The organism is Geminocystis sp. NIES-3709 (genome assembly GCF_001548115.1).
Lineage (GTDB): Bacteria > Cyanobacteriota > Cyanobacteriia > Cyanobacteriales > Cyanobacteriaceae > Geminocystis.
The window spans coordinates 2,811,097-2,832,557 of the sequence record NZ_AP014821.1 but is presented as its reverse complement, the minus strand read 5'-3'; the positions used below and the strand labels follow the sequence as shown (position 1 = coordinate 2,832,557).

General features: G+C 31.6%; 19 protein-coding genes, 2 tRNA genes and 2 pseudogenes. 13 read left to right on the top strand and 10 right to left on the bottom strand.

All coding sequences use genetic code 11. The annotated features are described in order from the left end of the window. Nucleotides 1-4 precede the first annotated feature (4 nt). From GM3709_RS11995 to GM3709_RS11980, 4 genes are all read left to right on the top strand, one after another. On the top strand, nucleotides 5-1,027 hold the full coding sequence (locus tag GM3709_RS11995; protein ID WP_066119638.1) for a sulfate ABC transporter substrate-binding protein: 1,023 nt from the start codon (nucleotides 5-7) through the stop codon (nucleotides 1,025-1,027). Nucleotides 1,028-1,101: 74 nt separating this feature from the next. Then, nucleotides 1,102-1,500, top strand: coding sequence for a hypothetical protein (locus GM3709_RS11990; protein WP_066119636.1), 399 nt, complete (start codon nucleotides 1,102-1,104; stop codon nucleotides 1,498-1,500). A gap of 25 nt (nucleotides 1,501-1,525) precedes the next feature. After that, nucleotides 1,526-2,209 carry a phosphatase PAP2 family protein gene (locus tag GM3709_RS11985; RefSeq protein WP_066119634.1) on the top strand — a complete coding sequence of 228 codons (684 nt, stop codon included), beginning with the start codon at nucleotides 1,526-1,528 and terminating at the stop codon, nucleotides 2,207-2,209. A 5-nt stretch (nucleotides 2,210-2,214) separates the two neighbouring features. Next, complete coding sequence (locus GM3709_RS11980) at nucleotides 2,215-3,030, top strand: prohibitin family protein (protein ID WP_066119632.1); 816 nt, start codon at nucleotides 2,215-2,217, stop codon at nucleotides 3,028-3,030. Nucleotides 3,031-3,086: 56 nt separating this feature from the next. On the opposite strand, the gene GM3709_RS11975 is transcribed toward GM3709_RS11980, so the two are convergent. Beyond that, a complete protein-coding gene (locus tag GM3709_RS11975) occupies nucleotides 3,087-3,986 on the bottom strand; it encodes a phosphatidate cytidylyltransferase (protein WP_066119629.1) in 900 nt (299 codons plus the stop codon). Between the two features lie 260 nt (nucleotides 3,987-4,246). Between GM3709_RS11975 and GM3709_RS11970 the strand changes: the two genes are divergently transcribed. Next, the gene (locus GM3709_RS11970; RefSeq protein WP_066119627.1) at nucleotides 4,247-6,076 is read left to right on the top strand and encodes a DNA phosphorothioation-associated putative methyltransferase; all 1,830 of its coding nucleotides are present in this window, start codon (nucleotides 4,247-4,249) and stop codon (nucleotides 6,074-6,076) included. Between the two features lie 315 nt (nucleotides 6,077-6,391). Further along, entirely contained in the window at nucleotides 6,392-7,408 is a 1,017-nt protein-coding gene (gap, locus tag GM3709_RS11965; RefSeq protein ID WP_066119625.1) for a type I glyceraldehyde-3-phosphate dehydrogenase, read from the top strand. A gap of 419 nt (nucleotides 7,409-7,827) precedes the next feature. Here the strand turns inward: gap and GM3709_RS11960 are convergent. Beyond that, a tRNA-Val gene (locus GM3709_RS11960) sits at nucleotides 7,828-7,901 on the bottom strand. 168 nt (nucleotides 7,902-8,069) lie between these two features. Between GM3709_RS11960 and GM3709_RS11955 the strand changes: the two genes are divergently transcribed. Beyond that, entirely contained in the window at nucleotides 8,070-9,335 is a 1,266-nt protein-coding gene (locus GM3709_RS11955; protein WP_066115324.1) for an IS701 family transposase, read from the top strand. A 115-nt stretch (nucleotides 9,336-9,450) separates the two neighbouring features. On the opposite strand, the gene GM3709_RS11950 is transcribed toward GM3709_RS11955, so the two are convergent. Together GM3709_RS11950 and GM3709_RS11945 are read right to left on the bottom strand one after the other, a co-directional pair. Continuing rightward, nucleotides 9,451-9,738, bottom strand: coding sequence for a hypothetical protein (locus GM3709_RS11950; protein ID WP_066121895.1), 288 nt, complete (start codon nucleotides 9,736-9,738; stop codon nucleotides 9,451-9,453). Between the two features lie 59 nt (nucleotides 9,739-9,797). Beyond that, nucleotides 9,798-10,244 carry an SRPBCC family protein gene (locus tag GM3709_RS11945; RefSeq protein ID WP_066119622.1) on the bottom strand — a complete coding sequence of 149 codons (447 nt, stop codon included), beginning with the start codon at nucleotides 10,242-10,244 and terminating at the stop codon, nucleotides 9,798-9,800. 373 nt (nucleotides 10,245-10,617) lie between these two features. Between GM3709_RS11945 and typA the strand changes: the two genes are divergently transcribed. Next, nucleotides 10,618-12,411: a translational GTPase TypA gene (typA, locus tag GM3709_RS11940; protein WP_066119620.1), complete on the top strand. Its 1,794-nt coding sequence runs from the start codon at nucleotides 10,618-10,620 to the stop codon at nucleotides 12,409-12,411. 129 nt (nucleotides 12,412-12,540) lie between these two features. After that, nucleotides 12,541-13,473, top strand: coding sequence for an alpha/beta fold hydrolase (locus GM3709_RS11935; RefSeq protein WP_066119618.1), 933 nt, complete (start codon nucleotides 12,541-12,543; stop codon nucleotides 13,471-13,473). 584 nt (nucleotides 13,474-14,057) lie between these two features. On the opposite strand, the gene GM3709_RS11930 is transcribed toward GM3709_RS11935, so the two are convergent. Beyond that, on the bottom strand, nucleotides 14,058-14,393 hold the full coding sequence (locus GM3709_RS11930) for a hypothetical protein (RefSeq protein WP_066119616.1): 336 nt from the start codon (nucleotides 14,391-14,393) through the stop codon (nucleotides 14,058-14,060). A gap of 242 nt (nucleotides 14,394-14,635) precedes the next feature. Here GM3709_RS11930 and GM3709_RS19185 point away from each other — a divergent pair, with 242 nt between their 5' ends. Both GM3709_RS19185 and GM3709_RS11925 read left to right on the top strand, forming a co-directional pair. Next, nucleotides 14,636-15,502 (top strand): M48 family metallopeptidase, encoded by an 867-nt coding sequence (locus tag GM3709_RS19185; protein WP_071828043.1) that lies wholly within the window; start codon nucleotides 14,636-14,638, stop codon nucleotides 15,500-15,502. After that, nucleotides 15,481-15,562 (top strand) — tRNA-Leu (locus GM3709_RS11925). The genes GM3709_RS19185 and GM3709_RS11925 overlap by 22 nt, the downstream gene beginning before the upstream one ends. Nucleotides 15,563-15,836: 274 nt before the next feature. On the opposite strand, the gene GM3709_RS11920 is transcribed toward GM3709_RS11925, so the two are convergent. Continuing rightward, complete coding sequence (locus GM3709_RS11920; protein ID WP_231937555.1) at nucleotides 15,837-16,241, bottom strand: hypothetical protein; 405 nt, start codon at nucleotides 16,239-16,241, stop codon at nucleotides 15,837-15,839. A gap of 221 nt (nucleotides 16,242-16,462) precedes the next feature. Between GM3709_RS11920 and GM3709_RS11915 the strand changes: the two are divergent. Beyond that, nucleotides 16,463-16,672 (top strand): annotated as a pseudogene (locus tag GM3709_RS11915) (IS701 family transposase); the annotation flags it as partial. A gap of 155 nt (nucleotides 16,673-16,827) precedes the next feature. Here GM3709_RS11915 and GM3709_RS11910 read toward each other — a convergent pair. The 3 genes from GM3709_RS11910 to GM3709_RS11900 form a co-directional block, all read right to left on the bottom strand. Continuing rightward, nucleotides 16,828-17,715: an ABC transporter ATP-binding protein gene (locus GM3709_RS11910; RefSeq protein ID WP_066121893.1), complete on the bottom strand. Its 888-nt coding sequence runs from the start codon at nucleotides 17,713-17,715 to the stop codon at nucleotides 16,828-16,830. Between the two features lie 209 nt (nucleotides 17,716-17,924). Then, nucleotides 17,925-19,388 (bottom strand): family 10 glycosylhydrolase, encoded by a 1,464-nt coding sequence (locus GM3709_RS11905; protein ID WP_071828042.1) that lies wholly within the window; start codon nucleotides 19,386-19,388, stop codon nucleotides 17,925-17,927. A gap of 274 nt (nucleotides 19,389-19,662) precedes the next feature. Beyond that, nucleotides 19,663-19,905, bottom strand: coding sequence for an ISAzo13-like element transposase-related protein (locus GM3709_RS11900; protein WP_082712993.1), 243 nt, complete (start codon nucleotides 19,903-19,905; stop codon nucleotides 19,663-19,665). Nucleotides 19,906-20,069: 164 nt separating this feature from the next. Between GM3709_RS11900 and GM3709_RS11895 the strand changes: the two genes are divergently transcribed. Next, entirely contained in the window at nucleotides 20,070-21,068 is a 999-nt protein-coding gene (locus GM3709_RS11895) for an IS630 family transposase (protein ID WP_066118659.1), read from the top strand. Here GM3709_RS11895 and GM3709_RS21685 read toward each other — a convergent pair. Next, nucleotides 21,042-21,461, bottom strand: a pseudogene (locus GM3709_RS21685) (hypothetical protein); the annotation flags it as partial. The gene GM3709_RS11895 and the pseudogene GM3709_RS21685 overlap by 27 nt on opposite strands.

Below are 21,461 nucleotides of genomic sequence, written 5' to 3'. Positions count from 1 at the left end.
GATAATGTTTCGGAGAAAAAGTCTTAGTTTGATTGGTTTAGGTTTAGCAGGTTTATCCACATCGTTTTTATTTTCTCTTAACGAGCCTGTCAAAGCCCAAAAACCGATTGAAATTACTCTTGTTTCTTATGCGGTAACTCAAGGGGCATACTCAAAAATTATTCCCCAATTTACAGCTGATTGGAAAAAAAAGACAGGTCAAAATGTTGTATTTCGTCAAAGTTATGGCGGTTCAGGTTCTCAAACTCGTGCAGTAATTGATGGTTTGGAGGCGGATGTTGTTGCTTTAGCTTTAGCAGGAGATACAAAAAAAATTGAACAGGCTGGATTGATTAAGCCGGGTTGGGAAAAAGAGTCCCCTAATAATGCGATCGTAACTAAGTCCGTAGTAGCATTTATTACACGTCCCGGAAAACCACAAATCAAGTCATGGAATCAATTAGCTGATCCAAAAATCAAGGTGATTACCGCTAATCCGAAAACTTCAGGTGGTGCAAAATGGAACTTTTTAGGACTTTGGGCATCGGTTATTTTCAAAGGTGGTACAGAGGCTCAAGCAAAAACTTTTGTTGATAAAGTGTATAATTCAGTACCCGTATTACCTAAAGATGCGAGAGAATCTACTGATGTATTTATAAAACAAGGACAAGGAGATGTATTGCTTAATTATGAAAACGAAGCAATCTTAGCGAAACAAAAAGGTGCAAGAGATCCTTATTTTATACCTACAGATGTTAATATTTCTATTGATAATCCCATTGCGGTTGTTGATAAAAATGTTGATAAACACAACACTAGAAAAGTTGCCGAAGCATTTGTCAAATTTACTTTTACTCCTCCAGCTCAAAGAGAATTTGCAAAAGTTGGTTTTCGTCCGACAAATACTCAAGTAGCAAAAGAATTTTCTAAGCAATTTCCCTCTGTGAAAAAGTTAGTTACGGTTAATGATTTAGGTGGATGGAGTAAAATTGATTCTAAATTTTTTGCAGACAAAGGAATTTTTGACCAGATTATTAGAAGTAAATAAAAGAAAGTAAATTGTGGAATATTAAGAATAGACAATTAACAATCAAATATCAAGCTATTTAAAAGTTATTTAGAATGAATTTTAAAAATATTATTACTTGGGAAAAATTTAAAAATGTCTCTCTATTTATCTTTGGTTTTTTGCTTTCTCCTCTATGTTGGTGGAATGATTTAATTATTAATTTACCTCTGGCTTATGGTTTTGGTAAGATTATTAGTATTTTTTCTGCTGATTTATTAATTCCTGCATCTATTTTTGGTTATTGGTTATCTAATATAATTGGTGTACTTTTAATGCAGTTAGGTACAGTTAATTTTCTGAATGAATCTAATGAGGAAAAAAATTTGGGTAAAAATATTTGGATGGGAATTGGCACTTCAACTGTTTTTACGATCGTTGCTGTAATTTTATGGCAAACGAATCTATTAGATTTATCGTTACCATCTTTTTTAAATGGTACAACAATTTTTTAAGTACTATCAATAAAGTTTTTATAAAATGCCTAGTTTACCTTTAGATAAATATTTTAAGAACAGTTATCAAAAATTAAAACATAACTTTTCCATAATTATTTTCAGTTTCTTATTACCTCTAATAGTTTTCACTATTTTAACTTTGAATGTTATTTTTCTAAAAAATAGTACTTTTTCTTGGGATATTTCTATACTATTAACTATTCATAATATTTCTCAAAAATTTTGGGATGAATTTGTACCAATATTAACTAATTTTGGTGGATTTAAGTTTATTTTATTTTTTCTTACTCCTATTATTGTTTTATTTTTATCACAAATAAAAAGAAGATTATTAATCTATTTAATTGTATCAATATTTAGTAGTGCGATCGTTAATTTTATTATTAAAATCTTAATTCATCGATCGCGCCCTCATCTGTGGGAATCTAGTTATTCTTTTCCTTCAGATTATTCTTTTCCTAGTGGTCATGCTATGGGTAGTATAACTCTAGCATTAACATTATTAATAATTTTTTGGGGTAGTAGATGGACTATTTTTTTTGTTATTTTAGCGGGTATTTATGTAATTTCGATCGGTTGGACTCGTCTATATTTAGGAGTTCATTTTCCCAGTGATATACTAGGGGGATGGTTATTAGGAATTGCATGGACAAGTCTAATAACATTATTATTAAATCCTCGTCAATCAGAAAAGAATACTAATTAAAATATATGGGTAAAAAAAATTTTTTGTTAAAACCCATTAACCAAGTTTTTTTATTATTAATACTGTTAATATTATTAAACCCTTTTACTATTATTAATGCAGGTGAAAGAGGTGTTTTAATGCGTTTTGGGGAAGTGCAAAAACTAATTTTAGGAGAAGGAATACATTTTCTAATACCTTTTATTAACACTGTTGAAAAATTAACAGTACGGATTCAAAAACAAGACATTACAACAGAAGCATCTACTAGGGATTTACAGGAAGTTTTTAATAAAATTTCCTTAAATTGGCACCTAAACTCAAATAAAGTTAATCTAATTTTTCAACAAATTGGTACAGAAAAAAATATTATTCAAAGTATTATTAATCCTGCGGTGGAAGAAATTGTTAAGTCGGTTTTAGCCAAATATACTGCTGAAGAAATTATCATTAAACGAGAAGAATTAAAAAGAGAAATTGATACTTTATTAATTCAGAGATTGGATAAATACTTTTTACAAGTGGATGATATTTCTTTAGTTCATATTGATTTTTCCGATCGTTTTACCGAAGCAGTAGAAGCTAAACAAATTGCAGAACAAGAGGCAAAAAAAGCTGGTTTTCGAGTACTTAAAGCTCAAAAAGATGCCGAAGTTAATATAAATTTAGCAAAAGGAGAAGCAGAAGCTCATCGAATTTTACAAGAGTCTTTAACCCCAGAAATTTTAAAAAGACAAACCATTAATAAGTGGAATGGAAACTTACCTTTAATTATGAGTAAAGATGATATAAAATTTTTGAATTTAGATTTAGAAGATTTACAGAATTTACCTCAAAAATAACTTATTTAGAGTAAATTTTTAATTATATCCATTAATCTGATTAAAGTTTTGTAACATCAAAGATAAGAAAATAATGGTAAAAATAGAGTTACAAAATAATAAACTAAAGGTGCAGTAAAAATATAACTATCAGTACGATCGAGTATCCCACCATGACCCGGAATTAATTCCCCAGAATCTTTAACTCCGGCATCTCGTTTCATCATGGATTCTAATAAGTCACCAAACAAACTCACAATACCAATGAGTAAACCCAATAATAAGCCTGTTACTTGCCAATATGGCCAATCTAAAAACCATGCTCCGCCTAATCCGACTAACATACTTCCAGCAATGCCAAATAATGATCCTTCAACAGTCTTTTTCGGACTAATATGAGATAGTTTTGTCTTACCGAAATTTTTACCAATTAAATATGCACCAATATCGGCCGCCCAAATACAAGCCATAGCGATAAATGTAATTTTTAGAGCATCAGGAAAACTGCGTAAATCGAAAATATTAGCGGGGAAATAACCATCGAAAGGTAAATTATGAATATTGGGAATACTTTGGGCATAGGCTTGATCTTGCCCTAAACTTACTCTTAAACGAATCCAATAACTGGGTAAATATCCAGCGTAAAATAATCCTAAAATAGAACTAGAAATATCGGCAATAGTAGCCAATTTTGGTAAAAATAAAAGGTAAAAACAGATTAATGCACCAGCTAAGGCAAAGGTAGCATCTGTTAAACTGGGGATAAATGTGGCGGTAATTAACAAAAATTGTGATACTACCATTGTAGTTTTACTAGCAGGTTCAATTCCTTTGGCTTTGACGAGGCGAAAATACTCAACTTGGGCAAGAAATACGAGAATACCAAAGCAGATAGTAAAATAAAATCCCCCTAGTATAATCATTATTAATGCAAGGGCGATCGCTACGATCGTGCTAATGGTTCGAGTATAAGACATATTTAAACAACGGGCAAGATATTTGGAACTAATCTTCTATTTTATCTTAAAATTTAAGTATTGCATAATAAATGGACTCACGATTCTAATAAAAAAAAGCAATAAGAAATAGTGATAATATTATGGTGAAGATTTGATAAAATTTTTTATTTGGTTTTTATTTTATCTTTTGATGTTTAATATTTAAAAAATATAATAATCAATAATAAAGTTTAATTTAAGAATAAAAATACTCAATTTTTAATTTTATATTAATTGATATGTTTAATAACTGTGATGAAATTTTTAATATTGCCCGTCAAAGTGTTATTGGTAAGCATCTTCCGAATAATCTTTATGTCCATATTTCAGCCCTTATTTTTTTAGATAATGCCTTACAAGAATATGAAAAAATAGCCAGAAATATTATTAATAATATTGATGATTTTACTATAGTTAAATTTAATTTAGAAGAAACCAAAATATCTTATCTTTTTTATCCCGATTTTGACAATAATCCTCATCCTCCTCTTGTCAAAAGTGTTATTATTAATCTCACGGAAAAAACGAATAAAATTATTGATTATAGTCAATCTAATAATCCTCCTATTTTACATCGTAAAGAAACTTTTATTAATGAAAATTATCCCAATTATCAGAAGTTTAAATATTTAACTTCTATAGAGGAAAAATTAGGTTTATTAGATAATACTCGTTATATTGGTACAAAAAAAGAATGGGAGCAATTATTAATAGATCATTCTTTAACTTTTATTGATCATTATTTAGTTTGTAATTTAGAGAATAATCCTCAAGAATTTATTAAAATCGATCGACATAAAGCAGCAATTCATCGAAATAGACTTTCTCGTCCTGTTAATTTAGCTTTAGAAGCTGGTTTATTTTCAAGTGAAACTAGTTTTTTTGATTATGGATGCGGTCATGGTTTAGATGTCAAAATAATGGCAGAAAATGGTTATGAAAGTAGTGGTTGGGATCTTTTTTATCGGCCTAATAATCCTTTAAAAAAATCTGATATTGTTAATTTAGGTTATATCATTAATGTTATTGAAAATGTGAGAGAAAGACGAGAAGCATTATTAAAAGCATGGTCTTTAACTCAACAGGTTTTAATTGTCGCCGCACAAGTGTTAATCGACGATCGACAAAGGGGATTTATGGTATATGGTGATGGTATAGTAACTGAGAGAAATACTTTTCAAAAATATTATGATCAAGAAGAGTTAAAAACCTATATTGAAAATGTTTTAAATCAAGAAGCAATTCCTGCAGGTTTAGGAATTTATTTTGTGTTTAGAGATCAGGAAAAAGCAAATAATTTTCGAGCATCTCGTTTTCATTCTAAAGTAAGAACACCTCGTATTTTATTACCAGTTAAAAAGTTTGCAGATTACCAACAATTATTAACTCCTTTAATGAATTTTTATACAGAAAGAGGAAGACTTCCCCAAAAAGGAGAGTTATCTCAAGAAGCAGAAATTAAAGCAGAATTTCGCTCTTTTAAACAAGCATTTAAAGTCATTTTACAAGTAACGAATGAAGCCGAGTGGGATGAAATTGCCGATCGACGCAGACAAGATATATTATTATATTTAGCCTTGAGTCATTTTAATACTCGTCCTACTATTAGACAGTTATCTCCTATTTTAAAAGCAGATATTAAAGATTTATTTGGCAACTATCAAGCCGCCTGTTTTTTAGCTGATGAAATGTTAATTACTCTGCGGAATCTTAACATAATTAAAGAAATTTGTCAAGATTTAAAAGTAGGAAAAGTTTTTGAAAAAAGTTACTTAATACATTTGAGTATGTTAGATTCTTTACCGACTTTGCTCCGTTTATATGAAGGTTGTGCTAGTCGCACGATCGGTCGTATGGAGGGAGCAAATTTAATTAGATTTTACTTTAATATTCCTCGTATTAGTTATTTATATGTACCAGATTTTGATAGTAAAAAAGAGCCTATTTTAAAAACGACGATGTCGATCGATCTTCAAGATTTAAGGGTACAATATCGCAATTTTGCTCATGATCAAAATGCACCTATTATCAAAGATAAATACTTGTTAAAAATACCAGAGAATAATTAATTAACTTTTTAATAATTTTTGGGATAATTTTCATCTGATTACCATTTGATTGGGTTATTTCTAATATATTGATTAATATTATTTAATAATTTTTCATCTCTAAGAAAAAATTAGCAAATTTAAAAACAAATTAGAGAAACTCGAGATCATAATCTTAATAAAAGTTTGATCGTATAGTGGCACTTCTCGATCGAAAATGTAAAAATCCTCAATCTTATTAAAATTTTATTAAATTATAATTTACTCAAAAAAGTAACGCTAATATGATGATAGTAATTATTGAATAATTTGTCATCAAAATTTGACAGTTTTTTTATGTCTAAAATCAAAATTGGTATTAACGGTTTCGGTAGGATTGGTAGATTAGTTTTTCGTGCCGGTTTAGATAATCCTAACATTGAATTTGTAGGTATTAATGATTTAGTGCCTCCTAGAAACATCGCTTATTTACTCAAATATGACTCTACTCACGGTAAATTTAAAGGTACAGTAGAGGCGAAAGCCGATGGTATTGAAGTCAATGGCAAACTAATTCCTTGCGTTTCTGTGCGCAATCCTGAAGAATTACCTTGGGGGGAATTAGGAGCAGATTATGTAGTAGAAGCGACTGGATTGTTTATCGACTATGAAGGCGCAGGAAAACACTTGAAAGCAGGAGCGAAAAAAGTTGTCATTTCAGCACCTACAACAGAACCAGACAAAGTCGTTACCCTATTAATGGGGGTAAATAATGAAACCTATAACCCAGAAAACGATCACATAGTTTCTAACGCTAGTTGTACTACTAATTGTTTAGCACCGATCGCAAAAGTAATTGACGATAATTTTGGTTTAGTGGAAGGTTTAATGACAACAATTCATGCCATGACAGCGACACAACCTACTGTTGATGGGCCTAGTAAAAAAGATTTAAGAGGTGGACGTAGTGCAACTCAAAACATTATCCCGGCTTCTACAGGTGCGGCTAAAGCTGTAGCCTTAGTATTACCTCAACTTAAAGGAAAATTAACAGGAATGGCCTTTAGAGTGCCAACTCCTGATGTTTCTGCCGTAGATTTAACCTTTAAAACTGAAAAAGCTACTACCTATGAAGCTATTTGTCAAGCCATGAAAAAAGCCTCGGAAACAGACTTAAAAGGGATTTTAGCTTATACTGATGAAGCGGTAGTTTCTTCTGACTTTATTACAGATCCTCATTCTAGTATCTTTGATGCGGGTGCTGGTATCGAACTTAACTCCAATTTTTTTAAAGTTATTTCTTGGTATGACAATGAGTGGGGTTACTCTAATCGTATGATTGATTTAATCTTATTTATGGCAAATAAAAAATAATTGATGAACCTATCCCACTATTAAGATTTTTGTATATTTCATCAATTTGTCAATCGCGCAGCGTGCCCTTGGTATCACTTCGTTATTCTGCACGATTGATTAGAATAAAGAGTTTCAGGAATAGTGGGATAACCTCATGGGTTGGAAATTGTTTAAAAGAGTTAAAAAGGTTTTTAAAACTGGAAAGAGAATCTTTTTTTCTTGAGTCGGGTGAGTCGGATTATTAAAGGGGATGTCTAAACTATTTTTTTACTTTTACTAAAAATCTAAGAAATTATTATTTATATAGTAAACATTTATATTTATTTTTTTATGTAATTGGTCTAAATTTGATCTAAAGAAAGTATAGTAAAACTAAAAATAGAGTTAATATTGAATTTAAAACGCTAAAGTGTAGAGATAGTAAGGAATGCAGAAAGTGGACGTAGCCTGACTCGAACAGGCGACCCCATCGATGTCAACGATGTACTCTAACCAACTGAGCTATACGTCCTAACATTTATAAAATTATATCTTGAATAAAAAAATGATGCAAGTTTAATGATTTAGACACAACAATCTTAAAAATCATTAATAAGACTTAAAAGACTTAACGGTACTTAGACAAAACAATAACAACAATTAAGCTATAATTTTTACATCATATTGCTTTTAGGTCAAAATGAAAGAAATTACTTCTTCATCAATGCCCCCATGTTTCAATCGCTGGTGTGAAAAAATAGACCCAGTCTTAAAAACAAAGGCACAAAAACGAGAGTTTAGAAATTATTTGGGCGGTTTATTAGGAGATTCTCAAAGAAAAAATATAACTCAAATTGCCCATAATAATCTTGATATTACTTATCATAAATTACACCATTTCTTAACAGAGTCCACTTGGAATTATGATGAGGTAAATGATAAAAGATTAGAAATTATTGCATCCTGTCGTCAAACAAAAATTAGTCGATGTTTCTCCTTAATTATAGACGATTCAGGTCATCGTAAAAGTGGAAACTTTACTGACTGTGTGGGAAGACAATATATTGGTGAAATTGGCAAAACTGATAATGGTAATGTTATAGTCACTACTCACATTTATGATGGTGTGAGAAGTTTTCCTTTAGACGTTGAATTATATGAAAAAGCCGAAAATTTCCCTGAAGGAAAAGACGCTCCACAATTTCAGAAAAAACCAGACATTGCCTTTAATTTAATTGAAAAATGTTTAAATCGAAATTATTGTCCCCAAATAATTTTAATGGATGGTGGTTATGGAAACAATACTAATTTATTAGGCAAACTAGAAAAAAAGAATTTAAAATATATAGGAATTATTGCTAAAAATAGATTAGTAAAATTGGTAAAACAAGATTTTATCGAGTCTGAAAAAACCATAGCTGAAATAGCAAAATCATTACCCCAAGATAGTTTTGAAAAAATAAGAATAGGAAAAAATCGAGAAAAAACTCTTTGGGTAGCAACGATAAATATTGAATTATCAGCTTTGTCGGGAATAAAAACTGTAGCTATCGTCATGAATGCAGATACTTTTGAAAATTCCACAGATATTGATTATTTAATGACTAATGAAATAGGAGAAAAAGTGTGTGGAAATTGGATAGTAGAAACTTATACACAAAGAAATTGGATAGAAGTATTTTACCGTGAAATCAAGGGATGGTTAGGGTTATCACAATACCAAGTGAGAAATAAAAGAAGTTTAATGAGACATTTTATCTTGGTATTTTGTGCCTACACTTTTATTCAATGGCATCGTTTGACAGGAGGTTTAAGAAGACAATGGGGGAATAAACCGTTAAATACTTTTGCTGAGGCATTGGAAGCGTTTCGTAATGCTGTGTCTTTTCGCTTTTTTCAATGGTTAAAAGACAATGTGGAAGTATTTAGTTTATATAAAGCTAGTTTAGGGTTTATTTGGGCATAATTTTTGTCTAAGTACCGTTAAGCAAGTGAATGAGGAAAATAAGAAGATAACTGTTATTTATTAATGAATTCGTTATTTTAGTACTATTTTGTCAATACTAATTAAAGACTAAAAGTTATTTTGCATCTTTTTTATTTTTTCCTTCTACTTCCTTAATAACTTTGTCTGTTTTTTTATTGTTATATTTATTATTCTCTAGGACATCTTCATTAAAAGAACCAACTAAAACTTTATTAATTGTATTTCTAGTATTTGCACTAAAATCACTCAAAGGAGAAGGCAAAAATCTATCACCATAGGCAATAAGTAATATCATGTAAATAGGAAAAAACTGAACTAACTTGATGCCAATATTACTTAACAGTGGCCAAAAACCATTCAAAAATGTCTTGTTAAGATTCATTTTCATAATACTTACTTATTTACTTTTTATAATAATGTTATTCTTAATTTAACAAAAATTTAGGCTTTATTTTGTACTTTAATAGCATAGTTTTTAAATCTATCTAAGTCTGCTTCAATAGTAGATTCTACAATTTGTCCTAAAAATAAATTATCCATTAATTGTCCTAAAATTCCGGGTATGGCATAAGCGATCGTTAATCGAACAATACTACTTCCATGTCTATCATAAAAACGTACTGCTCCCCTATTTGGTAAACCATCTACGGATTCCCATTGAATAATTTGATGAGTTTCCAATTTTACAATTCGAGACAACCAGCTAAACTCAAAACCACCACTAGCTAATTTCCAACGAGATAAATCAGGATCATCTGGCAAAATTTTAACAGAGTCAATCCATTTCATCCAAAGAGGCATTTGTTCTAAATCAGACCACAAATTCCACACTAAATCAATCGGTGCATCGACTTCTACTTCTACACTATGTTCTAACCATTTACTCATTGTATAGATAATACCCAAAATTTAATCTAAGTCAATAATAACTGAGTTTTGAGTCGATCGTGGCTATTAGTCTTTAGAAAGACAAAGAATAAAGTATTTTTATGGCTGAAAACGAATCATATTTCTAAATAGATTGTGATATATTTAACTGTAGTCAAAAACTACCCCCCTCGTTTCAAATTTTACGTTTATCTTATATCTCCCAGTTTTCAATATCTTCATTAAGATCTTAAAATAAATCCAATAGAATTACTCCGTTTATTTTGTGACAATTCAAAAATTAAAAAATAAAAACAAAATTTTACAAAAAATAACAATTATCAGCTAAAATTGAGGGAACTATAAATAATCATTACATTAAATTAACAGATTTATGTCTCTCCCCATTCGCAATCTTGCGATTATTGCCCACGTTGATCATGGCAAAACAACCCTAGTTGATGCACTATTGAAACAATCAGGTATCTTCAGAGAAGGTGAAGAAGTGCCTACCTGTGTTATGGACTCCAATGATATTGAAAGAGAAAGAGGAATTACAATTCTTTCAAAGAATACAGCAGTACGTTATAAAGATACATTAATTAATATTGTTGATACCCCTGGCCACGCTGACTTTGGCGGTGAAGTAGAACGAGTTTTAGGAATGGTTGACGGTTGTGTTTTAATTGTTGATGCTAACGAGGGGCCAATGCCTCAAACCCGTTTCGTGCTGAAAAAAGCCCTTGAAAAAGGTTTACGTCCTATTGTTGTAGTTAATAAGATAGACCGACCCCGTTCTGAACCTGACAAAGCCGTAGATAAAGTATTTGACTTATTTGTGGAATTAGGGGCGGATGATGATCAATGTGACTTTACCACCCTTTACGCTTCAGGTATTAGCGGTTTTGCTAAAGAAAATCTGGACGATGAAAACGTGGACATGAAACCGCTCTTTGAGGCGATTTTACACCATGTTCCACCTCCGGCAGGAGATCCCAATAAACCTTTACAATTACAAGTTACCACCCTTGACTATTCCGAATATTTAGGGCGTATTGTAATCGGTAAAATTCATAACGGAACAATTCAAGCAGGACAACAAGCCGCTTTAATTAAAGAAGATGGTAGCATTGTAAAAGCCCGCATTAGCAAATTACTTGGCTTCAATGGTTTGCAACGAGTGGAATTAGAAGAAGCTACTGCCGGTTATATCGTCGCAGTAGCTGGTTTTGCCGATGCGAATATTGGAGAAACGATTACTTGTCCTACCGAACCTCAAGCATTACCTTTAATTAAGGTTGATGAGCCTACCTTAAGAATGACATTTTCCGTCAATAACTCTCCTTTTGCTGGACAAGAAGGTAAATTTGTCACATCTCGTCAAATTCGCGATCGTCTTGATAAAGAGCTACAAACTAACGTTGCTTTAAGAGTTGAGGATGGGGAATCGGCTGAACAATTTGTAGTATCAGGTCGTGGGGAGTTACACTTGGGAATCTTGATCGAAAATATGCGTCGTGAAGGATTCGAGTTTCAAGTATCTCAGCCTCAAGTAATCTACCGTGAAGTCAACGGACAACCTTATGAACCTTTTGAGTACCTTGTTTTAGATGTCCCAGAGGAAGCTCAAGGCTCTTGTATCGAACGTTTAGGACAACGTAAAGCTGAAATGCAAGATATGCAATCTAGCGGAAACGGACGCACTCAATTAGAGTTTATTGTACCGGCAAGAGGGTTAATTGGTTTCCGTGGTGACTTTATTCGTATGACTAAAGGTGAAGGTATTATGAACCACAGTTTCCATGAATATCGCCCCTTAGTCGGTGATTTAGACACTCGTTATAATGGTGTATTGATTTCCTTTGAAGAAGGGGTTTCCACTTTCTATGCGATGAAAAACGCTGAAGACAGAGGAATATTCTTTATTCATCCGGGTACAAAAGTATATCGAGGTATGATTATTGGTGAAAGTAACCGAGCACAAGATGTGGAAATTAATGTTTGTAAAACTAAACAGTTAACGAACCATCGTGCCGCAACAGGTGATGAACTTGTTCAACTACAAGCACCGATCGAAATGAGTTTAGAAAGAGCATTAGAATATATTGGCCCGGATGAGTTAGTGGAAGTAACTCCAGAATCTATCCGTTTACGCAAATTACCGAGCAAAAAACTAGCTAAACGTTAGAAATTATCTCATTTTCATCATATTTTTTTGTCCTCCTTTGGGGGGACTTTTTTCTTGGTAATTCAATAAAATAAAACTGGATTTGATTATAATTATTAATATAACTTAATAAAACGTAATATTAAATCCATGACAGTAATCACTAATTCTATTCATGATGTACCAGCCGTTGAGGGAAACTATTGGCAGTGGCGAGGAGAAAAAATATACTATGTACAAGCAGGACGATCACAAAGTGGTGCGGCTCGATCGAATAGTGATAAGCCACCATTATTATTAGTACATGGTTTTGGTGCGTCCACAGATCACTGGCGTAAAAATATTTATCAATTACAAGAAAATTTCTCTGTATGGGCGATCGATTTGTTAGGATTTGGTCGATCGAATAAACCAGCATGGGAATATACGGGTAATCTGTGGAGAGAACAATTAAACGATTTCATAGTAGAAGTAATTAAACAACCAACGGTAATAGCTGGAAACTCTTTAGGAGGTTATGCTTGTTTATGTACTGCCGCTGAATATCATGATAATGTTGCTGGAGTTATATTACTCAATAGTGCAGGGCCTTTTTCCGATACGATTAAGAAAAAGCCAACAGTAATACAAAAAATTAGCGGTTGGGTATTACGACAGAATTGGATTACCTATCTTTTATTTCAACGGTTACGCCATAAGAAAAATATCCGTAAAACTCTTGAAAAAGTCTATTTAGATTCTACGGCCATTACGGATCAATTAGTAGAGGATATTTACCGTCCTTCTTGCGATGAAGGAGCTTTACAAGTGTTTGGCTCTGTGTTTAAAAGTCCTCAAGGGGAAAAAGTAGATCAATTATTACAGAAAATGCAGTGTCCTTTACTTAATATATGGGGAGAGGGTGATCCTTGGATGCGATCGAAAGAAAGAGGAGAAAAATTTAAACAGTATTATCCCAATTTAACGGAATTTTATCTTAAGGCTGGTCATTGTCCCCATGATGAAGTGCCGGAAGAAGTGAATAATTTAATTACGACTTGGATACTCGATCGTCCATTCCTTGTAATTACTAATGCAAAATAAATTGTATATTTTTATATTTGTAAAAATTATCTCAAATTCATATTGAATCTTGATAGTAGCTAAATAATTACTTAAAGTCAATATATAAATAATTTTGCCTACCAACTAATTTTGAGAGGAGAATTAAAGTTATTCTCTCATGAAAAATTAGTCAATTTTGATACACTAGCAGAACAAACTTGGTAAGATTATAAAAATGATTTAAAGAGGTAAATCGTTAAATAGTTTATTAGTAGAATTTATCAAATTCTTTTCTATTATTTTTTGTTCTGATTTTATCTTTATACCAGTAATTATATTTTCTAAATATTTTTTGCGTCTTGATAACCTTGATTTTTTAACAGTTTAATTCTCATGGAACTAAAATCAAATATCAAATAAGCTGTTTAAATCCCCTAAAATAGCCGTATTAGAACTATTAATTAGTTCTTCTGGTCTAATCTCTATAATAGTTTGTTCAGGATAGTTAGATCGAACTTTACACCACTAAGCAAAGTGAACTTAGATTACTCTAAGTTGTCCTGTCGTGACTGACTATCAACTGTCAACTGTCAACTGTCAATCATCCTTAAATTGAACTGAGGCTATTTACTAATAGCGTCTTCAGAAACGGGAACGAAATCACCGTGAATAGTTAAAGCTAATAACATAGCATCGTTTTCAGAAATTAATTTACCACTTAAAACACAACTTTCATCTTTTCTAGCCGTAGCAGGAATTGTGGCACGAATATCAGTTTTAGAAAAATTAGGACGATATTCACCAGATTTTTGTTGAACATAATTCCAAAGAATATCTCTGATCAAAGTTTGATAACCCTGACTGCCAGATAATGCTTTTAAGCTATCTTTGAGAGTTTTTTCTAAACGGATACTGGTTACTTCCATTTGAGTTGTCGAAGTTCTATGTACACCACGCATATTTTTAGTTCCTTTGAATTATTTAGACATTAGGTTAACACTAGAGTAGTACAAGACTGCCCTGTATTGCAACCATTTTTTGAAAATAGTTACAAATATTTACTATTCATTATTACATAAAAGTGATTAAAATGAAATTTTTTGGGAGAAATTTGAATTATCGAAAGGATTTTTCTCGGTTTTGCTTTTATTTATAATGCTTGTTGTTAAAATGTGGGAAAAGCAATTTATTAACTATAACCATGACTGTCAAATTGATTGGACTCAAAGCAGATCATTTTCGTCATCCACTTGATTATGAGGCAACTACTAGATTGAAACAAATTCCGGGTTTAGACTTAGCTATGCGAGGACTTTTAGGCAGTGTAGCGGAGGATTTTTTCTATCTCAACAATATTGCCTCTAGTATTCTCATTGGGGAAAAACAGTTACCAGATTTACACCAATTACTACTATCGGCCTGTGAAATTTTAGATATTGAAACACCTCAACTATACATTCAACAAAATCCCGTACCGAATGCCTATACCTTGGCTATTCGGGGTAAAAAACCTTTTATTGTTATTCATACTTCCCTTTTAGAAATTCTTACGGAGAATGAAATTAAAGCTGTTATTGCTCATGAATTAGGTCATTTAAAATGTGAACATGGAGTTTATCTGTCTTTAGCTAATATTATGGTGTTGGCGGCGGGTTTAATACCCTCTTGGGGAACTTTAGTGGCTCAATCATTACAAAATCAGCTTTTACAGTGGGTACGATGTGCCGAATTTAGTTGCGATCGATCCGCTTTATTGGTCGTACAAGATCCAAAAATTGTGATGTCTGTATTGATGAAATTAACAGGAGGTTCTCCCAGTATAGCCAATAAATTAAATTTAGAAGCCTTTATGGAACAGGTTAAAGAATATCAGAATATGGGTAATACTGAAATTGGCAGAATGTTGCAAGAAATGCAAACACAACAATTAACCCATCCAATACCAATCATTCGAGCGAAAGAAATTGAAAATTGGTCTCGATCGTCCAAGTATTATGAGTTGCTCAAAAAAGATAAAATTAGTTATAATAGTGAAGATGAAAATTCGGGCGGATGGCGAAATTGGTAGACGCACCACACTCAAAATGTGGCGACTTCGGTTGTGCGAGTTCGAGTCTCGCTCCGCCCACTCTCTACGTACTGTATTTTATAACCGTTTCATCAAGTTTCTTTTATACTAAATAGTTTTTATTCAATTATTTTTGGTAACTACCTACGTCAAGTAAATTAATTAAGGCAGAGAGAACATAAAATGATAAAATAATTTTCATGAAAGTGGAACCCCAGATACTGCAAGTAATTAGCGGTACTTAGACAAAAAAAGTTAAAAATTAAGCTATAATCTTTACATCATATTGCTTTTAGGTCAAAATGAAACTGATAATTCCAAGAACCTTGAAAAGCTATACAATTGCTGAAATCCCCAAAAAATCGTGCTGAAAATGCTCTTTGATTACATCTGTTAGTCGAGTTGATGATTGAATTTTTCTCATTATTTGCGTTAATGATAAACGACGAAAATTTACCATAAACTGTATTGATAATAACATTAAATACATTATTATCTTAATTAATAATCCTGTATAAATTCCTTGTTTCCTTAATTTCATCTCGGCAATTTTTAGCACCGATTTTAAAATTTTCCAAAACTGTTCAATAATATTGTGTGCAGTCCATATCCGCCATATTTCCGCTCCTCTCAATGATATACTACTTAAATCCATCAACAAATAACAATTACTATTACTTTTTTGAAAAAACAATAAATTGAGAGTTCCAAAAGTTGGATTTGATAATTTTTGTCTCACACAAGGTACATCAATTCCCCATTGATTTTCTTGATAACGGTACTTAAACTAAAAATATTAAACTATAAGTCTCAAATCGTTATAAATCAAAAATTTTACATCGATCGATAACTTTTCCTTTTATACCAAGAGTTTCAGCCGTTTTTATGGCGTTTACCTAAATCCCTTACTCTGACTGTATTTGAAGCTATTTTTGCACCAAAATTTTTCAAAGTACCGTTATATTGGTATTTTGTGCTTATACTTTTATTCAATGGCATCGTTTGACAGGAGGTTTAAGGAGGCAATGGGGGAATAAACCCTTAAATACTTTTCCAGAGGCATTAGAGGCGTTTCGTACAGCAGTGTCTTTTCGCTTTTTTCAATGGTTGAAGGATAATGTGGAAGTATTTAGCTTATATAAAGCCAGTTTAGGGTTTATTTGGGCATAATTTTTGTCTAAGTACCGTGAATGAAAATATTGACGTATTTGTAGCTTATAAAAAGAGTTTAGGGTTTATTTGGGTATAATTTATGTTTAAGTTCCGGTAGGTAGTTACGATAAATTTTGATTGCGAAGATATTTTAAAACCCGTTCTAAGTACCGCTATTTTGTTACTTGTAAATAAATATGCTCTAAATCGATCGTTTTTTTTGTAATCGCACTTAAATTTATTCCCTCAAAAAGCCTAATAATTTCTGTTAATTCTAAAGATTTATCACTTAAAAAGGCTAATTCTCCTTGATAAAAACGATGACTAAAACCTAATTTTTTCCCTTGCTCAATAGCTTTTTCTTTTTCCTCTGTTGTTACAAAAATAAGTTCTTTAGCTGGAATTGTTTCTTTTAATTGTGTTAAAGTGCCTTCTACAATAATTTTTCCTTCTTTCATGATACCAATTCGATCGCTTAATTTTTCAGCTTCATCGAGAAAATGAGTCGTTAATAAAATAGTTATTCCTTCTTGTTTTAGAGATTGTATTAACTGCCAAATTTCATAACGAGATTCAATATCTAAACCTGTAGTTGGTTCATCTAAAATTAATAATTGAGGATTGTGTATTAAAGCTAATGCAATATTAAGTCTTCTCTGCATTCCTCCGCTTAAAATTTCTACGGTTTGATCTTTTTTTTCTAGTAAATTAACTGCTTGTAAACTCTTATAAATAGCTGTTTTTAATTTAGTTCCTTTCAAGCCATAAAGTTTGCCAAAAAAACTTAAATTTTCTTCACAACTAAGTTGAGAATATAGGATATTTTCTTGAGGAGCAATTCCTAATAAATATTTACTTTTGTGATTAAATTTCTCATCATTAATCTTAATTTCTCCTGAATCATAAGTTAAAAGACCGCAAATAATATTAATTGTAGTAGTTTTTCCTGCACCATTTGCACCTAATAAACTATAAATTTCTCCTTTTTTAATATCTAGGTTAAAATTTTTTAAAACTTCTTGATGATCATAAATTTTGGTTAAATCTTTAATATTTAATATCATAATTAATTTATCAGTACTTGGGATTTTTATAAATATCTTTAAATCATCTTTATCAACAGTTCCAAAAAAATTCACCGATAAACTAAGACGCATTTAACTTAGATTTTTTTCTAATAATAAAAAACTGTGAAACTCTTAACTATTGTCTGTTACCTTTTACCTGTTGCTTACTCTTACCAGTTAACTTAGACGCCTCCTATTATTGATTAGTTGCTACAACTTTGTCTTTGACGGGTATTTTCTACTTCTAACCAAGAATACGCAAAATGACTAATTGATTGTACCGATCTGGCAGATGCTCTTATACCTTCCATTTGAGATTCTAAGGAGGGACGTTGTCCCTCATTTTTTCCCCAAAATCCTGCTAAGACTGGTTTTACATTACTACCTTGAGAAGATGCTTGTAAAACTCTTTTTACTTGTTCCACAATACAGTTCGGATTACCGCAAAGAGCATAGGACATAACGTGCCATTCCATACTTTGAGAAAAACTATCCCAAGGTTGTAAACGAGAATCAAAACCAATGTCTCCCACTACTTGATTACCATCAGGAAAAAATACTGCACCAGTGGTTATTCCCCTTTGTTTAACTTGATTTGAGGAAAATTCCAGAAAATCAATGACTCCTTGAGCGGCATGGGCAACGGTAAAATACCAAATATCCAATTGTAGAGTTGATAAGTTATTAGATGCTGATGGACTTTTTCCTTGCCAAAGAGGAGTTTTTTCATCGGAATAAAGATTTTTCATTTGGGCTATATCATTGGCGTTAATCATACCTTGATTGATATATCTTTCTAATAACCATCTACCTTGTTTATTTTGCGCTCGTTTTAAAAGAGTTTGTTTTGAGGCTTCGCTATAAATCCATAAATCTTTGACTTTGCCGACTACGGAATCTTTTCCACTACCACGAGGATAACGAATATAATCGAATAATACGCCATCAGGTCTTCTTTGTAAGACAGCTTGTAATAATTGCGTATAATCTTGCCTAGCTTGGGGGCTATAGGGATCAATAAAGGCTTGAGATTTGTCGTGGACAAAATCGACGCTAGTTTGTCCTTTACCATTACGGGCTAATACGTTTTGTCGATCGGATCTTTGAGCGTATAAATAGCCAAAATTCATAGAAAACAACCAAGCATATACTTTTAAACCTCTTTCTCGTCCTTTTTGTAAGGTTTCTGCATATAAATCTCGATTCTCATAACCGGCCATATCAACGACACTAGGCCAAGGAGTGTAATTACCGTTTTTGGGTAAAAGCACTTGACCGTCAAAAAATACTTCTACATAGACAGTGTTATAACCTTTGTTAACGATCGTGTCTAGTACTTTATCGATCGAACCATCTCGAACGTCACAGGGATAGATTCTTAACCAAATAGCTTGTTCTTTTAACCAATTATTACGACGACAATTGATTAACATATCTCTATGCTGTTGTATAACTTTTTTGTATTGTTCTTGGGCTGTGGGATTCCCTGCGATCGCATTTTGTCTTAAGGTTTCTTTTGTGGTAATCTCATTTTGTTCAAATTGACAATAAGAATTTGTTATTGCATTAGCAGGAAAAGGAATTACAGTTTGACTGACGAAGGAAATCAATGCGATCGCACAGCGTGCCATTGGCATCGTAATTTTAGACCAAGAATTTTTTAACATTTTTAAAATAAAATCTCAACACTTCAAATATCATAACGGATAATAAATTACAAATTAGGGATTTTACCACACTGAATCTAAGCTCACCTGAGTTTGAGAAAAAATCCTTGATGTAGGTACGTTTTAGGTTTTAGGCTTTAGGTTCTGAAAATACCAAATCTGATTGAATTATTTAATTAAATTAATCTAAGTAAAATCAATTGTTAACAGTTTTTCATCAATTATTTACCTAATACCTAACAACTAAGGTGATTTCTTAGAAAGAAATTACCCGCTAAGAAGGTCGGATAAGAATATCCCATTTTGGTAAGTCTGGATTACGTCCCAAGTGCATTTCAATGTTTTTCATTTCTTTTTTTGTTAAAGAGATTCCTTTTTCATATACTTTCTCACTGAAGTTAACAATTGGTCTTAATCCTTTCCATGTCATGGTTTTTGCCCAAGCTAACATGGTTTCTACATCCCTTAAAATCGCTCCATTCCAATGTTGTTCTAGTATCCCCCAACAGCGTTCAATGGGATTATAAGTAAGTGGGCAGAATTAATTGTATAATTATAACATTAAAATAAATTTAATAAAATCAAAAAGTAATATACAAAAGTTTTATTTATATTTAAAAATAATTAATGTAGCTTAAAATCTGCTAAAAATATGAAAAATAAGTAAATCAAGGATAAAAAATGCGATTTGTTACCAGATTAGCTCCAGAAACACAACAGTTATTAAAGACTATTGAACAAAAAAGTAAATACTATCAAGTTAGACATCGAGCAAAATCGATTTTGTTAAGTTATCAAGGTTATAAAATTACTCAAATAATGTTAATATTAAATATTAGTAGAAATACAATTTATAATTGGCTTAATAATTGGGAAAAAAATGGTTTAAATGGATTATATAGCTTGAAGGGAAGAGGAAGAAAATCAACTTTAAATGAGCAACAAGAATTAAAAGTAAAAGAATGGATAAAATCTCATCCAAAAACCTTAAAGATAGTTCAAGAAAAAATAGAAAATGAGTGGGAGATAAAAATAAGCAAAGATACGATAAAAAGATTAGCAAAAAAAAAGGGCATGGGGTGGTATCGGTTCAAGAAAAAGGTAAAAGGGGAAGTATGCCCTGAATTATACCAACAAAAAAAGAGACAATTAGAGCAACTAAAAAGAGCAGAAAATGAAGGAAAAATAGATATATATTATGGTGATGAAAGTGGATTTAGTTTAGTACCTTGTTTACCTTATGGATGGCAAGAAAAAGGGAGAAAAATAGAAAGAGAAAGTAGCCTAAGTAAAAGATTAAATGTGTTAGGATTTATGAAAAAAAATAATGAGTTAGAAAGCTATGTATTTGAGTCATCAATCAATAGTGATGTCGTGATAGCTTGTATAGATAACTTGAGTAAAAAAATAAAGAAGGAAACAGTATTAGTAATGGATAATGCCTCGATTCACCAAAATAAAAAATTCTGGAATAAAGAAGAAGAATGGGAAAAAAAAGGATTAAAAATATTCTTTCTACCACCCTATTCACCACAATTAAACAAAATAGAAATACTGTGGAGATTTATGAAATATAAATGGTTAGAGAACTCCTGTTATAAAAGTTATTTAGATTTAGTAAAAGGAGTAGAAAATATTCTTATAAACTTTGGTTCAAAATATACAATTAATTTTGCCTAGGTACTTATTTGCTATGATAGGGAGGAAAATATAGTAACTGAACCTTTTTTGTATTTTACTGGCAAATTCTACCATTCTCTTCAAAAATTGAGTTCTGACACCACTGCTTTCTGAACCATTATCTATTTTTATTTGAATTAAATTTATTTCTTCTTTTTCTCGTGTACTAATGTTCTCCCACCACATCGAGATATTATCGACTATAAAATCACTTGTCTTATGGGAACTGCCAAAGTTTAGATATAATTGTCCACTATCCTCATCTACTATGCCACAGGGAATATATTTTTCTTTTTCTCCCATGTCATGATCTTGTGCTTGATTATTCCCTCTTGTTTTCCCACCCCGAGAATAATCACCTATATTTACCGTTGCTTTGCAATCCATACTTAA

Excerpts from the sequence above, each read along its gene's own strand:
- GM3709_RS11955 (WP_066115324.1), top strand. The coding sequence starts at position 8,070 with ATGAAAGAAATTACTTCTTCATCAATGCCCCCATGTTTCAATCGCTGG.
- GM3709_RS11930 (WP_066119616.1), bottom strand. The coding sequence starts at position 14,393 with ATGCGTGGTGTACATAGAACTTCGACAACTCAAATGGAAGTAACCAGT.
- GM3709_RS11980 (WP_066119632.1), top strand. The coding sequence starts at position 2,215 with ATGGGTAAAAAAAATTTTTTGTTAAAACCCATTAACCAAGTTTTTTTA.
- GM3709_RS11945 (WP_066119622.1), bottom strand. The coding sequence starts at position 10,244 with ATGAGTAAATGGTTAGAACATAGTGTAGAAGTAGAAGTCGATGCACCG.
- GM3709_RS19185 (WP_071828043.1), top strand. The coding sequence starts at position 14,636 with ATGACTGTCAAATTGATTGGACTCAAAGCAGATCATTTTCGTCATCCA.
- GM3709_RS11975 (WP_066119629.1), bottom strand. The coding sequence starts at position 3,986 with ATGTCTTATACTCGAACCATTAGCACGATCGTAGCGATCGCCCTTGCA.
- GM3709_RS11895 (WP_066118659.1), top strand. The coding sequence starts at position 20,070 with ATGCGATTTGTTACCAGATTAGCTCCAGAAACACAACAGTTATTAAAG.
- GM3709_RS11905 (WP_071828042.1), bottom strand. The coding sequence starts at position 19,388 with ATGTTAAAAAATTCTTGGTCTAAAATTACGATGCCAATGGCACGCTGT.
- GM3709_RS11970 (WP_066119627.1), top strand. The coding sequence starts at position 4,247 with ATGTTTAATAACTGTGATGAAATTTTTAATATTGCCCGTCAAAGTGTT.
- typA (WP_066119620.1), top strand. The coding sequence starts at position 10,618 with ATGTCTCTCCCCATTCGCAATCTTGCGATTATTGCCCACGTTGATCAT.
- GM3709_RS11995 (WP_066119638.1), top strand. The coding sequence starts at position 5 with ATGTTTCGGAGAAAAAGTCTTAGTTTGATTGGTTTAGGTTTAGCAGGT.
- GM3709_RS11935 (WP_066119618.1), top strand. The coding sequence starts at position 12,541 with ATGACAGTAATCACTAATTCTATTCATGATGTACCAGCCGTTGAGGGA.
- GM3709_RS11985 (WP_066119634.1), top strand. The coding sequence starts at position 1,526 with ATGCCTAGTTTACCTTTAGATAAATATTTTAAGAACAGTTATCAAAAA.
- gap (WP_066119625.1), top strand. The coding sequence starts at position 6,392 with ATGTCTAAAATCAAAATTGGTATTAACGGTTTCGGTAGGATTGGTAGA.
- GM3709_RS11950 (WP_066121895.1), bottom strand. The coding sequence starts at position 9,738 with ATGAATCTTAACAAGACATTTTTGAATGGTTTTTGGCCACTGTTAAGT.
- GM3709_RS11990 (WP_066119636.1), top strand. The coding sequence starts at position 1,102 with ATGAATTTTAAAAATATTATTACTTGGGAAAAATTTAAAAATGTCTCT.